We start from the raw sequence: 20,539 nt of genomic DNA on the forward strand, positions 1-20,539 counted from the left end.
GGTTTAAAAATTCCTGTCCCCCAAAAAAATAATTATGCAAATTGTGACAGAAGTCCCTCTACGCCGGATAGTGCAGCTTGCAGTTTGGAAGCGTCTTTACCGCCTGCTTGCGCCATATCTGGTCGACCGCCACCGCTACCGCCAACTGCTGTAGCTACCTCTTTAATAATTTTGCCGGCATGGAAACCTTTCGCTACAAGATCCGGTGTAACAGCTGCAACCAAATTGACTTTGTCGTCAGCCACTGCGCCTAGAACGATCACAGCTGAGCCTAATTTGGTCTTCATTTCATCAACAATGTTGCGAAGAGAATCCATATCTGCTGCGTTTACTTGGACGGCCAGCATCGAAACGCCAGCAACTTGCTTCACTTGATCCGTAAGCGATCCTGCTTCAATACGGCCAAGCTTGCCGCGCAATGACTCGTTTTCACGTGCCAGCTCCTTCACTTGCTGTAGAGTTGCTTCTACACGTTTAGGAACGTCCTGAACGTTCGTCTTGAGCATGCCTGCTGCTTCTTTCAACAATTGCAGCTGACCGTCAAGGTATTCATACGCGCTGCGGCCAGAAACAGCCTCGATCCGACGTACGCCAGATCCGATACCGGACTCGCTTACGATTTTGAATAGTCCGATTTGACCCGTGTTCTGAACGTGACAACCACCGCATAGCTCTAAGCTGTAATCGCCGACTTGCACGACGCGCACGATATCGCCGTATTTCTCGCCGAACAATGCCATAGCTCCCATTGCTTTTGCATCAGCAATTGGTTTCAACGAGATGTCGACATTGATGTTATTCCAAATTTGACGGTTTACGCGCTGCTCAACATCCTGCAATTCTTCGCTGCTAATGCTGCCGAAATGTGAGAAGTCGAAACGTAAACGATCTGGTTCTACCAAAGACCCCGCTTGGTTAACGTGCGAGCCCAGAACTTCCTTCAGTGCTTTATGCAGCAAATGCGTAGCCGTATGGTTCTTGATGATATCTCCACGCTCTGCAGATGCTACGATAGCTTCTACCGTGTCACCTTTGCGTAGAACGCCAGACTCCACAACCACCTTGTGAACATGCTGTCCATGAGGTGCTTTAATGACATCTTCGACCTTCAGCGTAACTTGACCGTTACGAATGGTTCCGAAGTCGCTCACTTGACCGCCGCTTTCTGCATAGAAAGGTGTGCGGTCCAGAATAACCTGACACGTCTCGCCTACACCTACGATGTCGACAAGCTCATTCTCGTGTACGATTGCTTCAATAATAGCAGTAACTACCAATTCATTATAACCAACAAATTCGCTTTTAACCGTCAATTCAGACAGCGGGCCGCCTTGTACCTTCATTCCGCCTTCTTTTTGACTAGCTGCTCTTGCGCGGTCACGTTGTTCCTGCATGGAGGTGTCGAATCCTGCACGGTCAACCGTCAAACCTTTTTCCGAAGCAAAATCCTCCGTCAAATCGAACGGGAAACCATACGTATCATATAATTTAAAAGCATCTGGTCCACTGATTTGATTCGTACCCGCTTGACGTGTCTTTTCGACCATCTCCCCAAGGATAACCAAGCCATCGCTTAATGTTTCATGGAATCGCTCTTCTTCCGTACGGATGACCTTCTCGATAAACTCACGTTTGTCTACAACCTCTGTGTAGTAAACGCCCATGATTTCACCGACAGTGGCCACCAATTTATAGAGGAACGGTTTATCCTGACCAAGCACTTTCCCATAACGCACAGCACGGCGCAGCAAACGGCGGATGACATAACCGCGTCCTTCATTAGAAGGAAGCACACCGTCTCCTACTGAGAAGGCAACCGTACGAATGTGATCAGCGATTACTTTAAGCGCCACATCGTGATCATCGTTCACGTGATAAGTCACACCTGTAAGTTCGCAGGTCTTATCGATAATCGGCTTGAACAGATCCGTGTCAAAGTTGGAATCTACGTCTTGCAGAATCGAAGCAAAGCGCTCCAGGCCTGCGCCTGTATCAATATTTTTGTTAGGAAGCGGTGTGTAGCTGCCGTCCTTATTATGGTTGAATTGTGTAAATACAAGGTTCCACACTTCCAGGAAGCGCTCGTTTTCCCCACCTGGCCAGCATTCAGGATCAGATAAATCGCCATATTTGTCGCCACGATCATAGAAAATTTCCGTACACGGACCACAAGGCCCTTCTCCGATGTCCCAGAAATTATCTTCTTTAAGCTTGTAGATGCGCTCTTCCGGGATACCGATTTGGTTATGCCAAATGTCAAAAGCTTCTTCATCATCTTCGTGCACGGTAACGGAAATACGATTCGGGTCAAAACCGATCCACTGTGGATCCGTCAAAAATTCCCATGCCCATGGAATGACTTCTTTTTTAAAGTAGTCACCGATAGAGAAATTCCCTAACATTTCGAAGAAAGTATGGTGACGACGCGTTTTCCCGACATTCTCAATGTCGTTCGTACGAATACATTTCTGAGCATTGGTAATACGCGGATTCTCAGGGATTTCCCGTCCGTCCAAATAGGGCTTTAAAGGTGCAATACCAGCGTTAATCCATAAGAGCGAAGGATCATTATGCGGAACTAGTGAAGAGCTTGGCTCTACTTTATGCCCTTTACTTGCGAAGAACTGCAACCACTTGGAACGAATTTCACTTGCCTTCATCTCTCTCAAGCCTCCATATTTACTTATAATGTTTGAAAACAAACAAAAAACGCCCCTGTAACATACAGGGACGAATCATCGCGGTACCACCCTGGTTATTGCCTTCCCTTCTACCAAGCGTAACGGTAGAGGAAATCAAGCAATCTCCTTGTGCGGATCTGTAACGGGTCCATCCGGTGGAGTTCATCCACACTCCGAAATTAGCGTTCAGCCATCCTAGCACCGAGAGGTTCTTCCAGCCGGATTCGCGATAAAGCTGCATTCCGGAACCTCATCTCTGACAGTGGACTATGACTTACTTCAATTTCATCAACGCTTTGCAGTAGATCTAGATAAGGCAAATTATAACTTTATGCCTGAACCGTGTCAATATTCATAAATGCTCATGGAACCAGTTTGGTGTGGGCATCGTATGTACAATATAATATTGATCCAACAAAATCGTGAGGAAGTGATGCTAATGGATTTATCAGCTCTTACGCTGCTAGGGCTAATTACACCTGTTTTTGTTCTCGTCATCTACATCATGGCCAAAACACTCATTAAGAAGCAAATTCCGGATAGCCGATATAATCCTTTCGATTATATAACGGGTCAATCGCGCGTTGAATTTCAGGAGCAAAAAGAAGAAAAAGAAGAAAATACCGATCAAGGCGACGACAAAGATAAAGGCTTAAAAACGTAGTTGACAATCGTTCTCAATGGCGATATACTAAATTCATTGATAATGATTTTCATTATCGAATAAAGCAACATAAGAATCAACGTGTCATTCATTCCGTAGCCCATTCGATGGTTTACGTACGCCACACCCTTTAATATCCTCAACCCTCGTGCAAAACCCCTGTGTACCATGATCCCGCAAGTCATGATGCACGGGGGTTTTGTGCGTCTATTTGTGCTTCTACGCATAGATCCACTAAGTCGTAGGCCTATGAACGTAATGCATGAAGACGTGCTGAATAATCACTTTCATGACCGCGAAGAAAGGTACCGCTAATATTAAGCCGACTATCCCTGCTACTTCCCCACCTACCAACAAGGCAAAGATAATCATCAACGGATGCATATGCAGCTTTTTGCCCACTACCTGAGGTGAAATAACATTCCCCTCAAGAATTTGGACGGTTAAGTTCACGAGCGCGACGAACAGCACCATTTTCAGCGAAATCGTTGAAGCCATAATAATGGCTGGCGCGGCCCCAAAAAACGGCCCAAGGTAGGGAATGATATTGAAAACCGCCACAACGCTAGCGAGCAGGAGCGCATAAGGCATATCAATGAGCCAATACCCCAAGTAGGCAAGCCCTCCGATAATGACACAAACCAACAGCTGTCCACGAATATAATTCCCAAGTGCCGTATCGATATCGATGAGGAGCTTAACTGTTTTCTTCCGATGATCCTTCGGTACGATAGCGAGCGCCGTCTTCTCAATGATTTGAAAGTCCTTCATCATATAAAAGGCAACGAAAGGCACGATAAAAGCAATAAACAGCATACTGATCGTGCTTCCAATTTGATTCATGTAATTCGATATGGCCATGGAAATGCTATTTTCCAGCTTCGTCAAAGAGTGATTAAAGCCTGTTCGAACACTATCAGGTAAAAGCCGATTTTGGTTAAAGCCATCCACAATGGATTGTGCGCGAATTTCCATCTGTGGCATATGCTCATTCAACTCCGCCACTTGCGTCATAAATACAGGCGTCATATTCATGATAATGACAGTGAGTGATGATATAAAGACACAATAAATCAGCAGGACAGCAATCGTTCTCGGCACTTTGCGCTGGTTCAGCATGTTCACTACCGGGTTCAAGATGTAGGAAATAATCACCGCGATGAAAAATGGCGCTAATATCGCTTTTAAAAAGGAAAATAAGCTTAGCAAAATAGGTTTAATAAGCAGCAGCATGTACACACAAGCCAGTGCCAGAAGCAGATACACCAGCCCTACAAACCATCGATTTCTCCAAAAACGTTCCATCCCGTTCACCTCAGTGATTCTAAATATGTCTACGTTCATACAGTATATGTACATGCTGGTCAAATTAACCTTGCCGCCGAAAACAAAGAGACGCTGCTTCTCAGGCACAAATTGTGCCGAAAAGCAACGTCTCTCATTTTGCTATTATGATTAATTGGCATGTTCTTGAATCAATGGCATTTCTTCTTCAAAAAACAAATCATCTAGAGAACTTAGCGTACCGTCTTCCTCTACTTGATACACGGACATTTTCTCTCCGTTTACGCTGAGTTCGATAAAGCAACCCCAGCAATAAAATTGATGGGAACCGATCTTTCCAATATCTTTGGAATTACAGTTTGGACAACGCATCTTGCTCACCCTATTCTTCTTTGGATACGAAGAGTTCTTCTACTTCCTGAGAGCAATGTACAGGCACTATAATGGCATCTTCACCTTTGGTTGCCGAATCCGGCATGGGAAGCCATTTACGCCCTTCCTTTAAATCAGAAATAAACCCTTCGGACAATTCATAACCTACTATTTGTTTACCCCAATCTTGGGTTAAATAAACATCTTCTACCACGCCTAATTTGTCTCCGCCGATTGTAACGACTGGAAGACCTTTAATCGGGTGGCTTCCTTCCAGGAAAGCATGGCATTCATCTGCCTGCTCAAACTCGACTATGACATTTGCGTTCGGTATGGTAACGGCATCTTCGCCTGCAGCGACAACTCCATCCCACGGTACGTACCGTAAGGAGGAAAACCACATCTTTGCTTCTAGAATAATGCCTCGTATGTTCCATTCAGGGTCAATCATCAAATCTTTCACTTGGCCAATTTGTTTACCGGAATCTACCGTCAGAACGGGAAGTCCGATCAAATCATGCGCTCTGCGCAAGGTGTTTTCCTCCTAGAACCACCCGGTACTAATTAGTACGCAGCCGTTTGATAATGGTTGCAATTTTCTGGGCAGCTGTTTCAATTTGATCTTTAGAATTCCCCATTCCAAAGCTAAATCGAACGGCAGAGGCTGTAACATTTTCTGGGAGCTTCATCGCTTGTAGTACGTGAGACACTTCAAGTGAGCCTGATGTGCAAGCCGAACCGCTTGCTGCAGCCACATCTGCTAGATCAAGATTCATAAGCAGCGTCTCTGTGGATACACCAGGAAAGCTGATGTTCAGAATATGCGGAACTTGTTGTTCGGCATGTCCATTTATCGTAAATTGATCACGACCAAGTTGCTGATCCAAGCTGGTAATCATGTACTGCCTTAGCTCTGCAGCTTGTTCATAAAGGGCATCCGTCATAGGGAGAACCATCTCAATTGCCTTGGCAAACCCTGCTATAGCAGCTACATTCTCTGTTCCCGCGCGGCGCTTTCTTTCTTGTGCGCCACCATGCACATGAGGGACCAGCTTCGTGTTCTTGGACACATACAATGCGCCCACACCGTTAGGACCATATATTTTGTGAGCAGACAAGCTTAGCAAATCAACCGGCAAATCATGTAAATTCAGCGGTAATTTACCTAAGGCTTGAACGGCATCGACATGAAAAGGAATTTTTCGACTTTGTGCTAACCGACCAACTTCTACAATCGGTTGAATCGTGCCTATTTCATTATTCACATACATGATGGAGATGAGAGCCGTATCGGGACGAATAGCCGACTCCACATCTTCGACTTGAATAAGACCAGTCGGACCTACTGGAAGGTAAGTGACCTCGTAACCGAGGTCCTCCAGCCGCTCACAGGGATGCAGAACGGCATGGTGCTCAATCTCTGTCGTTATGATATGTTTCTTGCCATTATTGTTCGCATGGATGATCCCAAAGATCGCCATATTGTTGCTCTCAGTCCCGCCGCTCGTATAAATCAGCTCGCCGGGCAGACAGCCAAGTGACTTCGCCATAGCGTCACGAAACCGGTTAAGTGCAGTTCTCGTCGCTCGACCGAAGCTATGCGTGCTGGAAGGATTGCCAAAATAGGCTGTATAAAAAGGAAGCATAGCTTCCATAACGTCGGGATGCACCGGCGTGGTCGCCGCGTGATCAAGATAAATAGGATTCATAAATCACCTTTAAATATAAAACATGTAGTTGTCTTGCTGACCTGCGTCTTCAAAGGAGATCAAGTTCGCAAGAGTTGTAGAATCTAGCACTTCCGCAATGCTGTCGCGGATACGAATCCATAAGTCGCGTTTGGCCGGATCATCTTCCTCCGTAAAATCGACAGGACTAATTGGCCCTTCCAATACGCGAATCACTTCACCTGCTGTCACTTGATCAGCAGCTTTGGAGAGAATATATCCACCGTACGCTCCACGAATGCTTTTGACCAATCCCGCGTTACGCAAAGGAGCAACAAGCTGCTCGAGATAATGCTCGGAGAGCTGATGCTTTTCGGCAATACTTTTGAGCGAAGTCGGGCCTTCACCAACTCGATTAGCCAGCTCCATCATGATCGTTAAACCATAGCGGCCTTTTGTGGAAATTTTCAAAATTACACCTCATTCAACATTTATGCCATCAAGGGGGCTATTTGATATTACGAGAAAGAAATTGTGAGTTATTTACCTTATGCTTTGTCTACGTTCAGACATCATGCTCGTCCCTATCTAGGTAAACAGCGTTTCCATTTTTAGCAAAAACATTCCTAAACATCCGTATATCGTATCTATGTTATCATAATTCCTTGTTCTATGGGGGAAAAACAATGACATTCTCATGAAATATTTTAATTTTTAACTAGAGAGATGTATAATAGTATGAGTTTTAAAAAAGTCTCACTGGATAGAAAAGAGGAACACAAGCCATGAATAGAAAAACACGTGTCATTCTGGGTATGTCCGGGGGTGTCGATTCTTCTGTCGCCGCACTGCTCTTGAAAGAACAAGGTTATGAAGTTATCGGTATTTTCATGAAAAACTGGGACGATACCGATGAGTTTGGCCATTGCACAGCCGAAGAAGATGCAGAGGATGTCCGCAGAGTATGCGATCAGCTCGGAATCCCTTTTTATACAGTAAATTTTGAAAAACAGTACTACGAAAAGGTGTTTGCTTATTTCTTGGACGAGTACACCAAAGGTCGCACGCCGAATCCGGATGTCATGTGCAATAGAGAGATCAAATTCGGTGAATTGCTCCAAAAAGTCATCGATTTAGGCGGAGATTATATCGCAACTGGCCACTATGCCCAAGTGAAAGAACAAGATGGTGAGTACGTGCTCCTGCGGGGCAATGATCCAGGCAAGGATCAAACTTACTTCCTCAATGTGCTTACACAGCAGCAGCTGTCCAAAGCCATGTTCCCGATCGGTCACCTGCCGAAACCTGAGGTACGTAAAATTGCCGAAGCAGCTGGTCTGGCAACAGCAAAGAAAAAAGACAGCACAGGCATTTGCTTCATCGGCGAGCGCGATTTCAAGGAATTCCTCAGCCAATACTTGCCTGCTAAACCCGGGAATATGGTTGATATCCGTAACGGCGAGGTAAAAGGACGCCATGACGGGCTGATGTACTATACGCTAGGCCAAAGACAAGGTCTTGGCATTGGCGGTTCAGGTTCTGGCGAACCTTGGTTTGTCGTGGATAAGAATTTGGAAACCAACGAGCTTCTTGTCGTTCAAGGCGAGCAGTATCCAGGAATTTACTCCAAAGGGCTCACAGCGACAGATGTCAACTGGATCTCTCCGAAAAGACCTCAAGGGTCTTTCACCTGCACAGCCAAATTCCGCTACCGTCAGCCTGACCAAGGTGTTGTTCTGACCTTTATGGAGGATGGAACAATTGAAGTCGTATTTGATAGCCCGCAGAAGGCTGTAACGCCAGGACAATCCGTTGTTTTCTATGATGGTGATGTTTGTTTAGGCGGCGGTGTGATTGACAAAGTTCATAAATAATTATTGGCAAAATAGATGGTTCAAGAAGGAAGGATGATCCGTTTGATCAAAATGAATGAAGTGACTCTGCAGGCAGCTACGTACGAGGATGTTACACAAATCGTTAAAGAGGTCGGCATTCTACCTCTCTCATCTTTCATACCGGATCATCCTTCCCTTGAATCCATAACAACACAAGCACAATGGCATACCGGCTTAGAGACGGATCCTTGGCTTTGGCGGGATCGCCTGCCTGGTGACGGACTTGCTGCCTATGGTCGCTTTTTTGCAAAGAAACCTTTGTTAATTTCTGCGGACCTCTTCCCATTGGTGAAAAATTTGTTGGAAGACCCTTATTCCGTGGAAGAACGCTATGAAGACGGGCAGCTTCCCAAATCAGCCGTCGAGCTATTCCAAGCTGTTGAAGCGAACGAAGGCATCGATGTCAAAGAGCTTCGGGCTGTTACCGGAATGAAAGCCAAAGAGTCCAAAAGCGAATTCGACCGTGCACTCATTGAACTCCAGAGCACAACGGATATTGTGATTGCAGGCATCAGCGAGCGTTTGAATGCCAATGGGACAAAAAACGGCTGGAACAGCACTTGCTACATGACCGCACTGCATTGGATGGAGCTTCATCGTTTAGCCATGAATTCTTCCCCCACTCCTGAAGCCAAAAGTCAGTTCAGAGCCTATATACAGGAACGTTATAGCTCAAGGGCTATCCAGTATCTTGGGAAGATTTTCAAGTTATAAGGATTTGGCAAACCAAACAGAGGGCCTCTTTATGAGGCTCTTTTTTTGTCTCCTCAATCTGCAAGAAGTGCCCATATTTACCTCACTACCTGCAAGTATGCAGCCTCGCACCTACGCGAACCATAATGTCGAAAGGTGTGAGCGAATGAGGAAAATGTCAGCCGTGCTTCTCTTACTTGGACTAAGTTGGTGCAGCACAGCACATGCGAGCATGGAAACAGACATCCTAGAAGCTATAACCCATCAACCAGCTCCGTCTCAAAAACCTGATCCTCTCTATGCCAAATGGAGCAAAATCGCTTTTCAGGAGGCCGGGAAAGTCTATGTATTACTAGATTACAAGTATCTGGGACATTCTCGTGTTGCCCCTGGTGTGGATCAGCAGCAATTTCGCTTCTGGGTTAGACATCAAGGCGTCGAATTTCCGCTAATTGTATCTATCCGGTATGACCCCGTGTCGGAAAAGCTTTTTACCATCGAAATGGAACAAGAAAGAAGAGGGAACTTACAGATCCTATAGATCTGCAGGCTTCCCTCTTCTTTTGTGCTGATTCTGCCTCATCTTATCTTCCGTTCCCTGCTCACTGGCCGCAAAGATGATTTGATGTCTTATTTCGTCTGGTAAATACTGCTGCTGCACGTAATGTCCTGGATAATCATGTGGATACATATAACCTTTATGCCCGAGCTTCTCTGCTCCCTTATAGTGCGTATCGCGCAAATGAAGCGGCACGTCGGCAGATTTTACGTGGTCCATTAACTGTTCCGCTCGAGAAATAGCGATTGGGATCGAATTCGATTTGGGACTCTCTACAGCGAATAAAATTGCCTGGGAAATGACGTACTTCGATTCCGGCCAGCCAATCTTGTGGTACGCATCCATGGCCGTCACAGACTGCACCATGGCCTGCGGGTTGGCAAGGCCGATATCTTCGCTGCTGGCGACGATAAGCCGCCGCAGGAACGTCATAGGGTCCATGCCGAGCTTCTCGACGGCATACAAGAACCAGAACAGCGCGGCGTCACTGGAGCCGCGCACGCTCTTGTGAAAGGCGGACAAGACGTCATACTGCGTCGACTCGTCCGCTTTCACGATAGGTCGGCGGATCGACTCCTCCGCCACCTCAAGCGTAATCCGAACCGTCCCATCCGGTTCGGGTGAGGTCGTCAGCGCTGCCAGCTCCAGCGCGTTCAAAGAGCGGCGGATGTCCCCAACGGCCATCTGCGCAATATGCTCCAGCGCCTCCTCGTCCACGTGGAGGCGCATGAAGCCGAGCCCCTTATCGGGATCGGCGATGGCTCTTCGCATGGCGATGAGCGCATGCTCCGCCGTGAGGGGCTCGAGCTGAAACAGCGTCGAGCGCGACAGCAGAGCCCCGTTCACATGGTGAAACGGGTTCTCTGTGGTCGCCCCGATGAAGATGAGGATGCCCTGCTCTACGGCAGGCAGCAGCGCATCCTGACGCGAGGTGTTGAAGCGGTGCACCTCGTCCAGGAACAGGATCGTCTTGCGGCCGTACATCGCTTTGTTGGTCTTGGCGAGCTCAATTATCTCTCGCACATCCTTGACCGAGGCATCGACAGCGTTCAGCTTCATGAACTCTCCCTTTGTCTTGTTCGCGATGATATTCGCGAGGGTGGTTTTCCCTGTGCCCGGTGGACCATAGAGCAGGATAGAGCTCACCTGATCAGCTTCAATGGCTCTGCGCAGCAGCTTGCCTTTGCCGACAATTTGCTCCTGGCCGATGTACTCATCCAGCGTTGTGGGACGCATCCGGTCTGCGAGCAGTTTGCCGGTCGGTTCTTGCGATGAGGCATATGTAAACAAGTCCATGTTGGTTATTCCTTTGCATTGGGTTTAAATAGACATTTTCCATTATACCCCTCATGGGATAGACTGTCATGTCTTGCGGATTTATTGCTGCTTGGCATGAGCACGATAAGTAGCTGTATTTTGTACAGTAAAATTGATGCGAAACGGATATTTCGAGACAGTTTACTGTATTACGTACAGTAAATAATGGCGAATTGGCTGGAAATCGGGTAATTTCTCGGAATTTGCTGCACATTTTGCAGGATCTGAGCGGTCTAGGGCTGGATTACATATATTTGATGCACAAAATGCAACAAATGGTGGCGGTTGGGTTCGGGTTCGGGTTCGGGTTCGGGTTCGGGTTCGGGTTCGGGTTCGGGTTCGGGTTCGGGTTCGGGCTTGGGCTCGTGTTCGGGTTAAAGGGAACTACAGGACGTTATTTCAACTAAATTAACCGTATCCGGCTCCTGACGGAACTACAGGCTCTTATATTCGATCCAAGCACCGAATTTCAACAAAAATCACCGAAATAACGGACCACAGTTCCCCACAAGTGGTATAAAAACCAAATTCCAGCTGAAATAGCGCCCTGTAGTTCCCCTAATCCTCCTACGACGCAAAAAGAGCCGCCACAAAAGATCATTCCTGATCTTCTGTGACAGCCCTAATCCGTTCCTTACTTTTTCAAACCAATCTCCAAAAGATCTTTCACAGCCTCACTCACCATGATCAATCCTGCCACAGGTGGAACGAAAGCGTTGCTCGCCGGAGGCTGCTTCGCTTTACGAATTTCTGGTGCATTCTCTGGTACGATTTGTTGCGTGACGTCTTCACGCGGCTTCATCGGCTCTTCGGTCGAGAAGACGACTTTAACGCCTTTTTTGATGCCTTCTTTGCGCAGCTTCTGGCGCACGACCCGAGCAACCGGGTCCATGCTCGTTTTGGAAATATCCGCAATTTTGAACAGCGAAGGGTCCATTTTATTAGCGGCCCCCATGCTGGAGACAATCGGAATTTTCCGCTCCAGACACTGCTTGATCAGATGAATTTTGTAGGAAATGGTGTCACTTGCATCAAGCACGTAATCGATGTGATGAGCGAACACTTCCTCATAGGTTTCCTCTGTATAAAACATCCGCATTGAGATAACATCGCATTCCGGATTAATTAATTTGATGCGATCGCGCATCAGATCAGCTTTAGGCTGCCCTACAGTCGTTGTAAGGGCATGGATCTGACGGTTAATATTCGTGATGTCGACAACGTCTTTGTCGATCAGAATAAGACGTCCGATTCCCGTACGCGCCAACGCTTCAGCAGCGATTGCACCAACACCACCGATGCCTAAAACGACAACGGTGCTGTTTTTCATAACGTCCAGGCCCTCAGGGCCAATGGCTAGTTCAGTCCGCGAAAATTGGTGAAGCATAGAAACACGTCCTCTTTCAATGTTCTTAGGCTTTAGCAGGCTGCTTAAGCGCTAAACGAATCGACAGCTGATCCAGCTGTTTGTCATCTACAGTTCCCGGTGCATCCATTAACAGGTCCGTTGCGCTCGCTGTTTTCGGGAATGCAATCGTTTCTCTCAAGTTCGTACGGCCTGTAATCAGCATCACCAAACGGTCAAAACCGAAGGCGAAACCGCCGTGTGGAGGCGTTCCATATTCGAACGCTTCTAACAAGAAGCCGAATTTCTCTTGTGCTTCTTCTTTGGAGAAACCAAGCGCTCCGAACATTTTTTCTTGCACGTCACGTTGGTAAATACGCATGGAACCGCCGCCTACTTCATAGCCGTTCAACACAAGGTCATACGCTTGAGCGCGAATTTGACCTGGGTCCGTGTCAAAGAAATGAATGTCGTCTTCATTAGGACGCGTGAACGGATGATGTTCTGCGACATAACGTTTCGCTTCTTCATCGTATCCAAGCAGCGGGAAGTCTACAACCCATGCGTACTTGAACTTGGAGTCGTCGATAAGTCCAAGTTGACGACCGATTTTCAGACGAAGGTTTCCTAGAACGTCGGCAACGACTTTCTTTTTATCCGCGGAGAAAAGAAGTAGATCTCCTTCTTCAGCGCCAAGACGCTCAGTTAATGCAGCAATTTCAGCCTCGTTAAAGAATTTCACGATAGGCCCTTTGAATTCGCCGTCTTTGACTTGAATCCAAGCTAAGCCCTTAGCCCCGTAACGCGCCGCGAATGGCAGCAGGTCATCGATTTCTTTACGACTCCAAGTACCACAACCTTTGGCGTTCAGCGCTTTAACTTGACCTCCGCCTTTAACCACATTCGCAAATACTTGAACGCCGGAAGTTTGAACGATGTCCGATACATCTTCGAGCTCTAGGCCGAAACGCAGATCCGGTTTGTCTGAACCATATTTCGCCATCGCATCTGCATGCGTAATACGTTGGAAAGGACGCGGGATTTCGACTTGTGCAGTTTCTCTCATCAAGTTAACGACAAGTTCTTCCAAAATATCGAGTAGTTGATCTTGTGCTAGGAAGGAAGTCTCAATGTCGACTTGTGTAAATTCCGGTTGACGGTCTGCACGAAGGTCCTCATCGCGGAAACAACGTGCGATTTGGTAGTAACGCTCCAAACCACTAACCATCAGCAGTTGTTTGAAAATTTGTGGAGATTGCGGCAGCGCGAAAAATTCACCTGGGTGAACACGGCTTGGCACCAAGTAATCACGAGCCCCTTCCGGTGTGCTTTTCGTCAAAATTGGTGTTTCAACTTCCACGAATCCTTGGTCATCCAAGAAATTGCGGAAAATCTTGGACGCTTTCGAGCGAAGCATTAATGTTCTTTGCATTTCTGGACGACGAAGATCCAAATAGCGGTATTTCAAGCGAACAGCTTCATCAACATCTACACCGTCTTCAATGAAGAACGGAGGTGTTTTGGCTGCGTTCATAATTTCGATTTCCGTTACTTGAATTTCAATCTCACCCGTTGGGATGTTCTTATTAATGGTTTCCGCGTCACGTTCTACGATTTTCCCTTTTACTGCAAGCACATATTCGTTACGTGCACGGTCAGCAATAGCAAGCGCATCCCCTGAGAAATCCGGGTTAAAGACAGTCTGTACAAGCCCGCTGCGGTCGCGAAGATCAATAAATAGAACACCGCCTAAGTCACGTCTTCTTTGTACCCACCCGTTTAATATTACAGTCTGTCCTACCTGGGCTTTTGTAAGCTGCCCGCAATGATGTGTTTTGAGCATCATAATGTTGTTGCCTCCTCATGAGTAGTTGAATAATTCAATGCTATCTATTCGAATAGTGTCTTTGCAGCATTTGAGGCAAGATCCACTAGACTTATAATGACTTGAGAACCTGTTTCCATTTGCTTCAGCGTAATTTCGCCGCGGGCGAGCTCATCGTCTCCGAGAATCGCCACATACTTCGCTTGAAAACGGTCCGCTGATTTCATTTGCGCCTTCAACTTGCGTCCTTGGTAGTCCTTCTCAGCTTTGAGACCTTGAACCCTTAACTGGTGCAGCAGCTTCGTAACTTCCTTCTCAGCAGGCTCACCTAATCCAATTAAATAGACATCAAGCGGCTCTGGTTTCGGGATTTCAACACCTTGCGCTTGCAGCACAAGCAGAATACGTTCCAGGCCTAAACCTAAGCCAACCCCTGGCTGATCTGTACCATGACCACCAATTTGCTCAACGAGACCGTTGTAACGCCCGCCGCCGCCAATTGTATCGATAGCTCCAATGCCAGCTGCTTTGTATTCAAAAGCAGTGTGCGTGTAGTAATCAAGCCCGCGCACTAGGCGAGGATTAACTCGATAGGGAATGTCCATAGCGGTTAGGTGCTCTCGAACCGCCGCAAAGTGTGTCGTGCATTCTTCGTCCAAATAATCCAGAATCTCAGGAGCGCCTACCCCATACTTTTGATCTGTTTTGCAATCAAGAATTCGCATCGGATTGCGATCAAAACGGGACTGACAATCTTTGCAAAGCAAATGTTTCACTGGTGCAAAAAATTCCTGCAGCTTCTCGCGGTAAACGGTTCTAACAGAAGGTGTGCCCACGGAGTTAATTTCCACGGTTACTTCTTTTAACCCAATTTCTTTGTAGAAAGTGTACCCCAGCGCAATGACTTCTGCATCGATGCTTGGATCAACGGATCCGAAAGCCTCAATCCCGAACTGGTGGAACTGACGGTATCTTCCTGCTTGCGGCTGCTCATAGCGGAACATAGGTCCCACATAGAACAACTTCGTCAAATCTGGCACTCCATACAACTTATTTTCTACATAAGCCCTAACAACGCCAGCAGTCCCTTCTGGACGCAAGGTCATACTGCGATCGCCTTTATCCACAAATGTGTACATTTCTTTCTCGACAATATCCGTCGTTTCTCCAACACCTCGGGAGAAAAGCTCGGTACTCTCGAAAATTGGCGAACGGATTTCTTTGTAGTTAAACCGTTGACATAGATCTCTTGCTTTACTTTCCAGGTACTGCCACTTCTCCACTTCGCCGGGAAGCAGGTCCTGCGTGCCTTTTGGCTTTTGAATGCTCATGTGTTCAACCTCCCTTTATCTGTCGATCTTGGTTATATAACAAAAAAATCCCCCACCCCCGACGTTTGTCAGGGACGAGAGATTTGATTAACAAATTCACCCGTGGTACCACCCACATTCAGATCGTCTGTTCTCGCACCCTAGGTCAAACCTAGGTACAACAAACAGAAATCTGCTCTTTACGGTTAACGCCCGCGAATACGCACTAGCCGCTACTAGACGGTCGATATAAATCGACATGTCGTTCCCAGCAGGTCCTCGGGGAGGTCTTTTCGTTCGCTCATCATAGGAAGCTTGCAGCCTGGACTTCCTTCTCTGATAATGTGGGGGCGAAATACTTTATCCCTTCAACGGATCACAAAGGTATTGAATTATTGTTTATTGTAAACATTGGCAGAAGTAAAGTCAAGAGATATACGTCCACTTGACTTCGTACCGCCTTCATTTAATTAATGAGAGTCAGCCCATTTTTGCAACTCGTCCATAACAGGCTTAAGCCCTTTTCCTTTAGCTGTCAATTCGTATTCAATACGAACCGGAGTTTCCGGGTACACGTGTCGGACAATGATCTCTGCAGCCTCAAGTTCTTTAAATCTCTCCGAAAGCATACGATCACTCATACTAGGAATTAGCACGGATATGTCTTTAAACCTCTTCGGTCCAGTCAATAAGACATGAACGATGAGTCCCGTCCAACGCTTTCCCAGAAGTTCAAATGCATTTTCGAATTTCGGGCACAGTTGATAGTCTTCCATATAAATCATCTCCTTATAAACAATTTTAGCATAGTCGCTTGACAAAAGTAAGTGCTGCGTAATAATATACTAACATAAAGTAAGTAATTAATGAAAATTTATTTAAAGAGGAGTTGTTAGTCATGGCTTTAGGTCTTCTTATTATTCGTTTGGTCTTAGGTTTAACAATAGCCGCGCATGGCACACAGAAAGTATTTGGATGGTTTGGCGGTTATGGACCAAAAGGCACAGGAGGCTTTTTCGACTCCATTGGGATTAAGCCCGGTGTTCTGATGGCCGTTGTGGCTGGCTTGTCGGAAATTGTAGGCGGATTGTTCTTTGCCGCAGGACTTTGGACACCACTTGCTGCTGCACTTATTATCATTACGATGCTTGTTGCTATTATTAAGGTTCATTATAAAAGCTATTGGTCGACCTCCAATGGGTTCGAGTACAATTTGCTTTTGATCGCGGCAGCATTAGGCGTCGCTCTTATCGGTGCAGGTGATTATTCGCTGGATGCTTTATTCTAAAAAATAAGAAAAAGGGCTATCTCCTTAGGTCAGAAATGACTTGATGGATGATAGCCTTTTTTGTATCTACACAAAGAAAATAGCCTGCAGCACGAGTGGCGGCAGGCCTCTAGACAATATATAAATTAAAGGGGGTCGAGTTTTATTATACCCACGGTTAATTAACGCCGTATCAATTTTAAATTACAATTTCATTACAAGTGTTTTCCCTGTATTTTCATCATTTTCATTTGCTCTCCCTCGTATATTCAGACTTTTTTCCACATATACATGTACAACAAGGCAAATGGCCTTGAATATCTCACCAGGAGGCTGTTAACAATGACAACACAAAACGAGTTTCAAGAGGAACGGCAAGATCTAGTGGTGCTCTTCTCTGAGGAATCCGAAACCGAAGCTGAAGTAGAAGATGACGTAGCCGAAGAATCAGAAGCAGCCGAAGAAGAGGCCATTGAAGATTCGGACGAAGCTGAAGAAGTGGAAGAAGCAGCTGATGAAGAAGAAGTCGAAGCGGAAGAAGAAGCGGAAGTTGATGCCGATGAGGATGCTGAAGTAGATAGTGAGGATTCTGCCGAAGAAGAAGCGGAAGAATCTGCGGAAGCCGAAGAGGATGCTTCAGAAGCTGACTGAAATTTGTAAGCGCAGTCATAAAAACTTCCATTGGCTTCGAAAAAAAGGATAAGAGCCTTATCGCCACAGGAAACTCGGCGTAATAAGGCTCTTATTTGTTATTTATTAAGGCTTGCCTGTTAAGCCAACCTTTAGATCTTTGATAAGCAAGTACGTGTCCGCATTCGTTAATTTTTGCTTGTCTGCTATTAACTTCAAGGAAGCGTCAGTCAGCAGTTTACTCTCCATTAACTTGGCTTGAGCCTCTTGAGATGAAGCTGTCAGTCCCAAAGCTTGTGTGATCGTGTAAGCAGCCTGCTCAAGAGATAATGGGATTTTATCGGCATTCTCCAGCTTTGCTATCGCCTGGGATACATCACCTTTGAACGCATCTGGCTTCATTTTCTTCGCGCCGCTCACGAGATTAACCATTCGCTTCGGATTCGCTGGGTCATCTAAGTGAAAATTATTGTCGTACGCACCGGAAGCCAGCCCTAGCATTAGTGCAGATTTCAGACCCTCATAGGCTTTGTGCTCCATAAATGGCTGCGGCTTGAGCGTCATCGGATGAATCTCCATGCCTTGTTTGTTCAGCTGCTCTTGCAGCTTCGCAATCCCTTCTTTGGAGGCCGACAGCTGACGGAACGTCATGTTCTCTTGCTTAGCAAACATGGCTGCAGCTCCTGCGGCTTCCCCTTCGGCCATGCCTGTAGGCATAACGCGGGCGCTTCCGTGCGGCAGTGTATCGTAGCTGGCCGCTCTGCCTACTACAAGCAATCCATCCACTTTCTGCGGCACTAAGCTGCGGAACGGAATTGCGTATTGCTTCGGTTTACAAACAACGTTGCCGGAATCCGTTGGGGAGATCCTTTGGATATCCACAGGATATGAACCGAATCCAATGCGGTCCCATTGATCATTGTTCGTACAAACGTCAACGATATTAAGTCGGTATTCCCCTTGCATATGACGCGTTTCCCGAACATATAGCTCTGGTGCAGATCCGTCGAGCTCAAGGCTTGCGAATTCAGGGAATGTTTTTTGCATATAAGTTAAAATATTAGGCAGCTCTTTTTTCCCAATGTCAAAAGCTTCTTGAACAGATTTCGGATCAAGGGTATCTACTCCGAAAATTTGTAAGGCATTAATAAGGACAGTATCATTATTTTCCCTACCCATATTTAGCCCTCTCATCTTGGCTCTTTCTTTGTTAAGAGGCGGGTATTTACTCATTTCTCCATAACCAAATACACTTACTTCATTTACACCAGTATCCGGATTATTATCGCCGTTCAACCGTTTGGCCATCAGGTTCCATACTTCCGGTGTTACGTTTTTCAGGCGAAACGCAAGCGTCACGGCCATCTTGGAATTCGGATCCCCGATATCCTCATGCCCGATCGTAAACGGCACCCCTGCTGCCGCCGCGAAATCACCATCCTGCGTCGCATCAATGACAGAAGCAGCCTTCACGACTTGCGTGCTCCCATTCTCGAGAGTGATCGTAGCGCCTTGCACCGATTTTTTATCTGGGGAAAGGAGCGGATCAATCTTCTTGGTTTTGAGCAGCAAATCGATTTTCGATTCATTTTTAACCAAATCATAGAACGCATTAGCGGCTGTATTCACATCGAAGGAATCTCCTTCAATCTTGGCATACCACTCGGAGAAGAAGCCTTTGTTAAACACATCATCTTTCCCTAAAAGGTTCTTGTTTGGGGAATAATTCATATCAATGGAGTTAATCCAGCCGAGTGTCATTAGCCCTCCCAGAATCTCACGATTCCGTCCATCGACCAGAAGGGTACTCAATCCATTACGCGCTGCTGAAACGGCCGCTGCAACCCCTTCAGGGTCGGTACCAACGACAATGACGTCATACGCCTCTTTTGTTTTCTTCACGGATTTCACTTCTTCAATTTCTTGCTTTGCCTGGCTTTGTCCACCGCTTATGTGGTGTTTATATTGATAATACAAAGATGCTGCAGCTGCCAGCACCGCGAGCAGAATCAAGATCCCCATCAACCAAAGCCATCCTTTGGAAGCGGAATTGTTACGATTCGGATTTGCCATTAAAACAAAAGCACCCACCTTGTCCCCTGCTTTTCATACAGCTTACCGGTTAAAGGTTTGATAAGCTTTCTTGAGCAGTCGATTAATTTGTCAGCCAAAAACATCACTTGTTAGTTTACCACACTTTAAAGTCTTAGAGAAATCTTGCCGATAGAACAAATAAAGCCTCGCATTGCTAATGAAGCAGTGCGGGGCTTTACGATTAACGATATGATTTCTTGGGAATGCTTTTCATTTTCTCCTGCTCGGATGTGAACTCTGCGCTAATTTCAATGTCCGCTAGCGCTGGTGCCTGACTCATCCGCTCAGCAAGTGTTGTATGCAGCAGTTGCTGCTCTGGCGCCGTCATGGCTTTATGCTTGATCGATTGACGCATCTGGATGCTCCTAACTGCAAGAATATACAGTTTAAGTATACCCAAGCTAGCCGCATCTTATCCTTTTGCAAAGGACGTATCCGCTTCTATTTGCTATCGATAACCAATGTGACAGGTCCCCAATTCGTAAACGAAACATCCATCATTTCGCCAAATGCGCCCGTTTCTACTTGCAAGCCCTGAGCACGGAGCAGCTCATTGAACTTGTCATACAGCGGCTGCGCAATCTCGGGCCTAGCGGCTGCCATGAAGTTGGGACGCTTCCCTTTGCGGCAATCCCCATACAAAGTAAACTGCGATACGGACAAAATCTGACCGCCTGTCTCCAGCACAGAAAGATTCATTTTCCCCGTCTCATCTTCAAAAATGCGCAGTCCGGATACTTTGTCCGCTATATATTTCGCATCCTGCTCGGTATCCTCGTGGGTAATGCCGACTAACAGCATCAAACCATGCTCGATCTGGCCGACAGATACTTCATTAACAGTTACTTCGGCGCGTTTACACCGCTGAACGACTACTCTCATGGCTTCTCTAAATCTCCTCACGTTTGTTCACATCCGCAAGCCGCAAGTTGCAAG

Annotated in this window: 21 protein-coding genes; 7 read left to right on the forward strand and 14 right to left on the reverse strand. The window is 46.5% G+C overall.

Features of this window, described 5'->3' with window-relative positions; all coding sequences use genetic code 11:
• Positions 1–32 precede the first annotated feature (32 nt).
• Entirely contained in the window at positions 33–2,660 is a 2,628-nt protein-coding gene (alaS, locus tag GQF01_RS29195; protein ID WP_161410483.1) for an alanine--tRNA ligase, read from the reverse strand.
• A 460-nt stretch (positions 2,661–3,120) separates the two neighbouring features.
• Here alaS and GQF01_RS29200 point away from each other — a divergent pair, with 460 nt between their 5' ends.
• Positions 3,121–3,345, forward strand: a complete 225-nt coding sequence (locus tag GQF01_RS29200) for a DUF3951 domain-containing protein (protein WP_161410484.1) — start codon at positions 3,121–3,123, stop codon at positions 3,343–3,345.
• 234 nt (positions 3,346–3,579) lie between these two features.
• Here the strand turns inward: GQF01_RS29200 and GQF01_RS29205 are convergent, their stop codons facing one another.
• From GQF01_RS29205 to cymR, 5 genes are all read right to left on the reverse strand, one after another.
• Positions 3,580–4,650, reverse strand: a complete 1,071-nt coding sequence (locus tag GQF01_RS29205) for an AI-2E family transporter (RefSeq protein WP_161410580.1) — start codon at positions 4,648–4,650, stop codon at positions 3,580–3,582.
• Positions 4,651–4,800: 150 nt separating this feature from the next.
• Complete coding sequence (locus GQF01_RS29210) at positions 4,801–5,001, reverse strand: hypothetical protein (protein WP_079419326.1); 201 nt, start codon at positions 4,999–5,001, stop codon at positions 4,801–4,803.
• 10 nt (positions 5,002–5,011) lie between these two features.
• Positions 5,012–5,533, reverse strand: coding sequence for a PRC-barrel domain-containing protein (locus GQF01_RS29215; RefSeq protein WP_161410486.1), 522 nt, complete (start codon positions 5,531–5,533; stop codon positions 5,012–5,014).
• 28 nt (positions 5,534–5,561) lie between these two features.
• Complete coding sequence (locus GQF01_RS29220; protein WP_161410487.1) at positions 5,562–6,710, reverse strand: cysteine desulfurase family protein; 1,149 nt, start codon at positions 6,708–6,710, stop codon at positions 5,562–5,564.
• Positions 6,711–6,719: 9 nt separating this feature from the next.
• Positions 6,720–7,139 (reverse strand): cysteine metabolism transcriptional regulator CymR, encoded by a 420-nt coding sequence (cymR, locus tag GQF01_RS29225; RefSeq protein WP_161410489.1) that lies wholly within the window; start codon positions 7,137–7,139, stop codon positions 6,720–6,722.
• A 314-nt stretch (positions 7,140–7,453) separates the two neighbouring features.
• Between cymR and mnmA the strand changes: the two genes are divergently transcribed.
• From mnmA to GQF01_RS29240, 3 genes are all read left to right on the forward strand, one after another.
• Positions 7,454–8,542 (forward strand): tRNA 2-thiouridine(34) synthase MnmA, encoded by a 1,089-nt coding sequence (gene mnmA / locus GQF01_RS29230; protein ID WP_161410490.1) that lies wholly within the window; start codon positions 7,454–7,456, stop codon positions 8,540–8,542.
• Positions 8,543–8,593: 51 nt separating this feature from the next.
• The gene (locus GQF01_RS29235) at positions 8,594–9,277 is read left to right on the forward strand and encodes an AlkZ-related protein (protein WP_161410492.1); all 684 of its coding nucleotides are present in this window, start codon (positions 8,594–8,596) and stop codon (positions 9,275–9,277) included.
• Positions 9,278–9,422: 145 nt separating this feature from the next.
• Entirely contained in the window at positions 9,423–9,797 is a 375-nt protein-coding gene (locus GQF01_RS29240) for a DUF3889 domain-containing protein (protein WP_161410493.1), read from the forward strand.
• On the opposite strand, the gene GQF01_RS29245 is transcribed toward GQF01_RS29240, so the two are convergent.
• A complete protein-coding gene (locus GQF01_RS29245; RefSeq protein WP_161410496.1) occupies positions 9,792–11,111 on the reverse strand; it encodes a replication-associated recombination protein A in 1,320 nt (439 codons plus the stop codon). The genes GQF01_RS29240 and GQF01_RS29245 overlap by 6 nt on opposite strands.
• A gap of 278 nt (positions 11,112–11,389) precedes the next feature.
• On the opposite strand from GQF01_RS29245, the gene GQF01_RS36040 reads away from it, so the two are divergent.
• Positions 11,390–11,539 (forward strand): hypothetical protein, encoded by a 150-nt coding sequence (locus tag GQF01_RS36040; protein ID WP_202556765.1) that lies wholly within the window; start codon positions 11,390–11,392, stop codon positions 11,537–11,539.
• Positions 11,540–11,766: 227 nt separating this feature from the next.
• Here the strand turns inward: GQF01_RS36040 and GQF01_RS29255 are convergent, their stop codons facing one another.
• The 4 genes from GQF01_RS29255 to GQF01_RS29270 form a co-directional block, all read right to left on the reverse strand.
• On the reverse strand, positions 11,767–12,519 hold the full coding sequence (locus GQF01_RS29255; RefSeq protein ID WP_161410498.1) for a tRNA threonylcarbamoyladenosine dehydratase: 753 nt from the start codon (positions 12,517–12,519) through the stop codon (positions 11,767–11,769).
• Between the two features lie 25 nt (positions 12,520–12,544).
• Positions 12,545–14,323, reverse strand: a complete 1,779-nt coding sequence (gene aspS / locus GQF01_RS29260; protein ID WP_161410500.1) for an aspartate--tRNA ligase — start codon at positions 14,321–14,323, stop codon at positions 12,545–12,547.
• Positions 14,324–14,367: 44 nt separating this feature from the next.
• Complete coding sequence (hisS, locus tag GQF01_RS29265) at positions 14,368–15,633, reverse strand: histidine--tRNA ligase (protein WP_161410501.1); 1,266 nt, start codon at positions 15,631–15,633, stop codon at positions 14,368–14,370.
• Between the two features lie 449 nt (positions 15,634–16,082).
• On the reverse strand, positions 16,083–16,388 hold the full coding sequence (locus tag GQF01_RS29270; RefSeq protein WP_127455345.1) for a winged helix-turn-helix transcriptional regulator: 306 nt from the start codon (positions 16,386–16,388) through the stop codon (positions 16,083–16,085).
• Between the two features lie 122 nt (positions 16,389–16,510).
• Between GQF01_RS29270 and GQF01_RS29275 the strand changes: the two genes are divergently transcribed.
• Entirely contained in the window at positions 16,511–16,900 is a 390-nt protein-coding gene (locus tag GQF01_RS29275) for a DoxX family protein (protein WP_161410503.1), read from the forward strand.
• A gap of 321 nt (positions 16,901–17,221) precedes the next feature.
• On the forward strand, positions 17,222–17,530 hold the full coding sequence (locus GQF01_RS29280) for a hypothetical protein (protein ID WP_161410504.1): 309 nt from the start codon (positions 17,222–17,224) through the stop codon (positions 17,528–17,530).
• A 105-nt stretch (positions 17,531–17,635) separates the two neighbouring features.
• Here the strand turns inward: GQF01_RS29280 and GQF01_RS29285 are convergent, their stop codons facing one another.
• From GQF01_RS29285 to dtd, 3 genes are all read right to left on the reverse strand, one after another.
• Positions 17,636–19,582: an FAD-dependent oxidoreductase gene (locus tag GQF01_RS29285; RefSeq protein ID WP_161410505.1), complete on the reverse strand. Its 1,947-nt coding sequence runs from the start codon at positions 19,580–19,582 to the stop codon at positions 17,636–17,638.
• Positions 19,583–19,784: 202 nt separating this feature from the next.
• Positions 19,785–19,958 (reverse strand): hypothetical protein, encoded by a 174-nt coding sequence (locus GQF01_RS29290; protein ID WP_161410506.1) that lies wholly within the window; start codon positions 19,956–19,958, stop codon positions 19,785–19,787.
• 86 nt (positions 19,959–20,044) lie between these two features.
• A complete protein-coding gene (dtd, locus tag GQF01_RS29295) occupies positions 20,045–20,485 on the reverse strand; it encodes a D-aminoacyl-tRNA deacylase (protein ID WP_161410508.1) in 441 nt (146 codons plus the stop codon).
• Between the last annotated feature and the right edge of the window lie 54 nt (positions 20,486–20,539).

It is taken from the genome of Paenibacillus silvestris (genome assembly GCF_009882985.1).
GTDB classification, from domain to species: domain Bacteria; phylum Bacillota; class Bacilli; order Paenibacillales; family NBRC-103111; genus Paenibacillus_E; species Paenibacillus_E silvestris.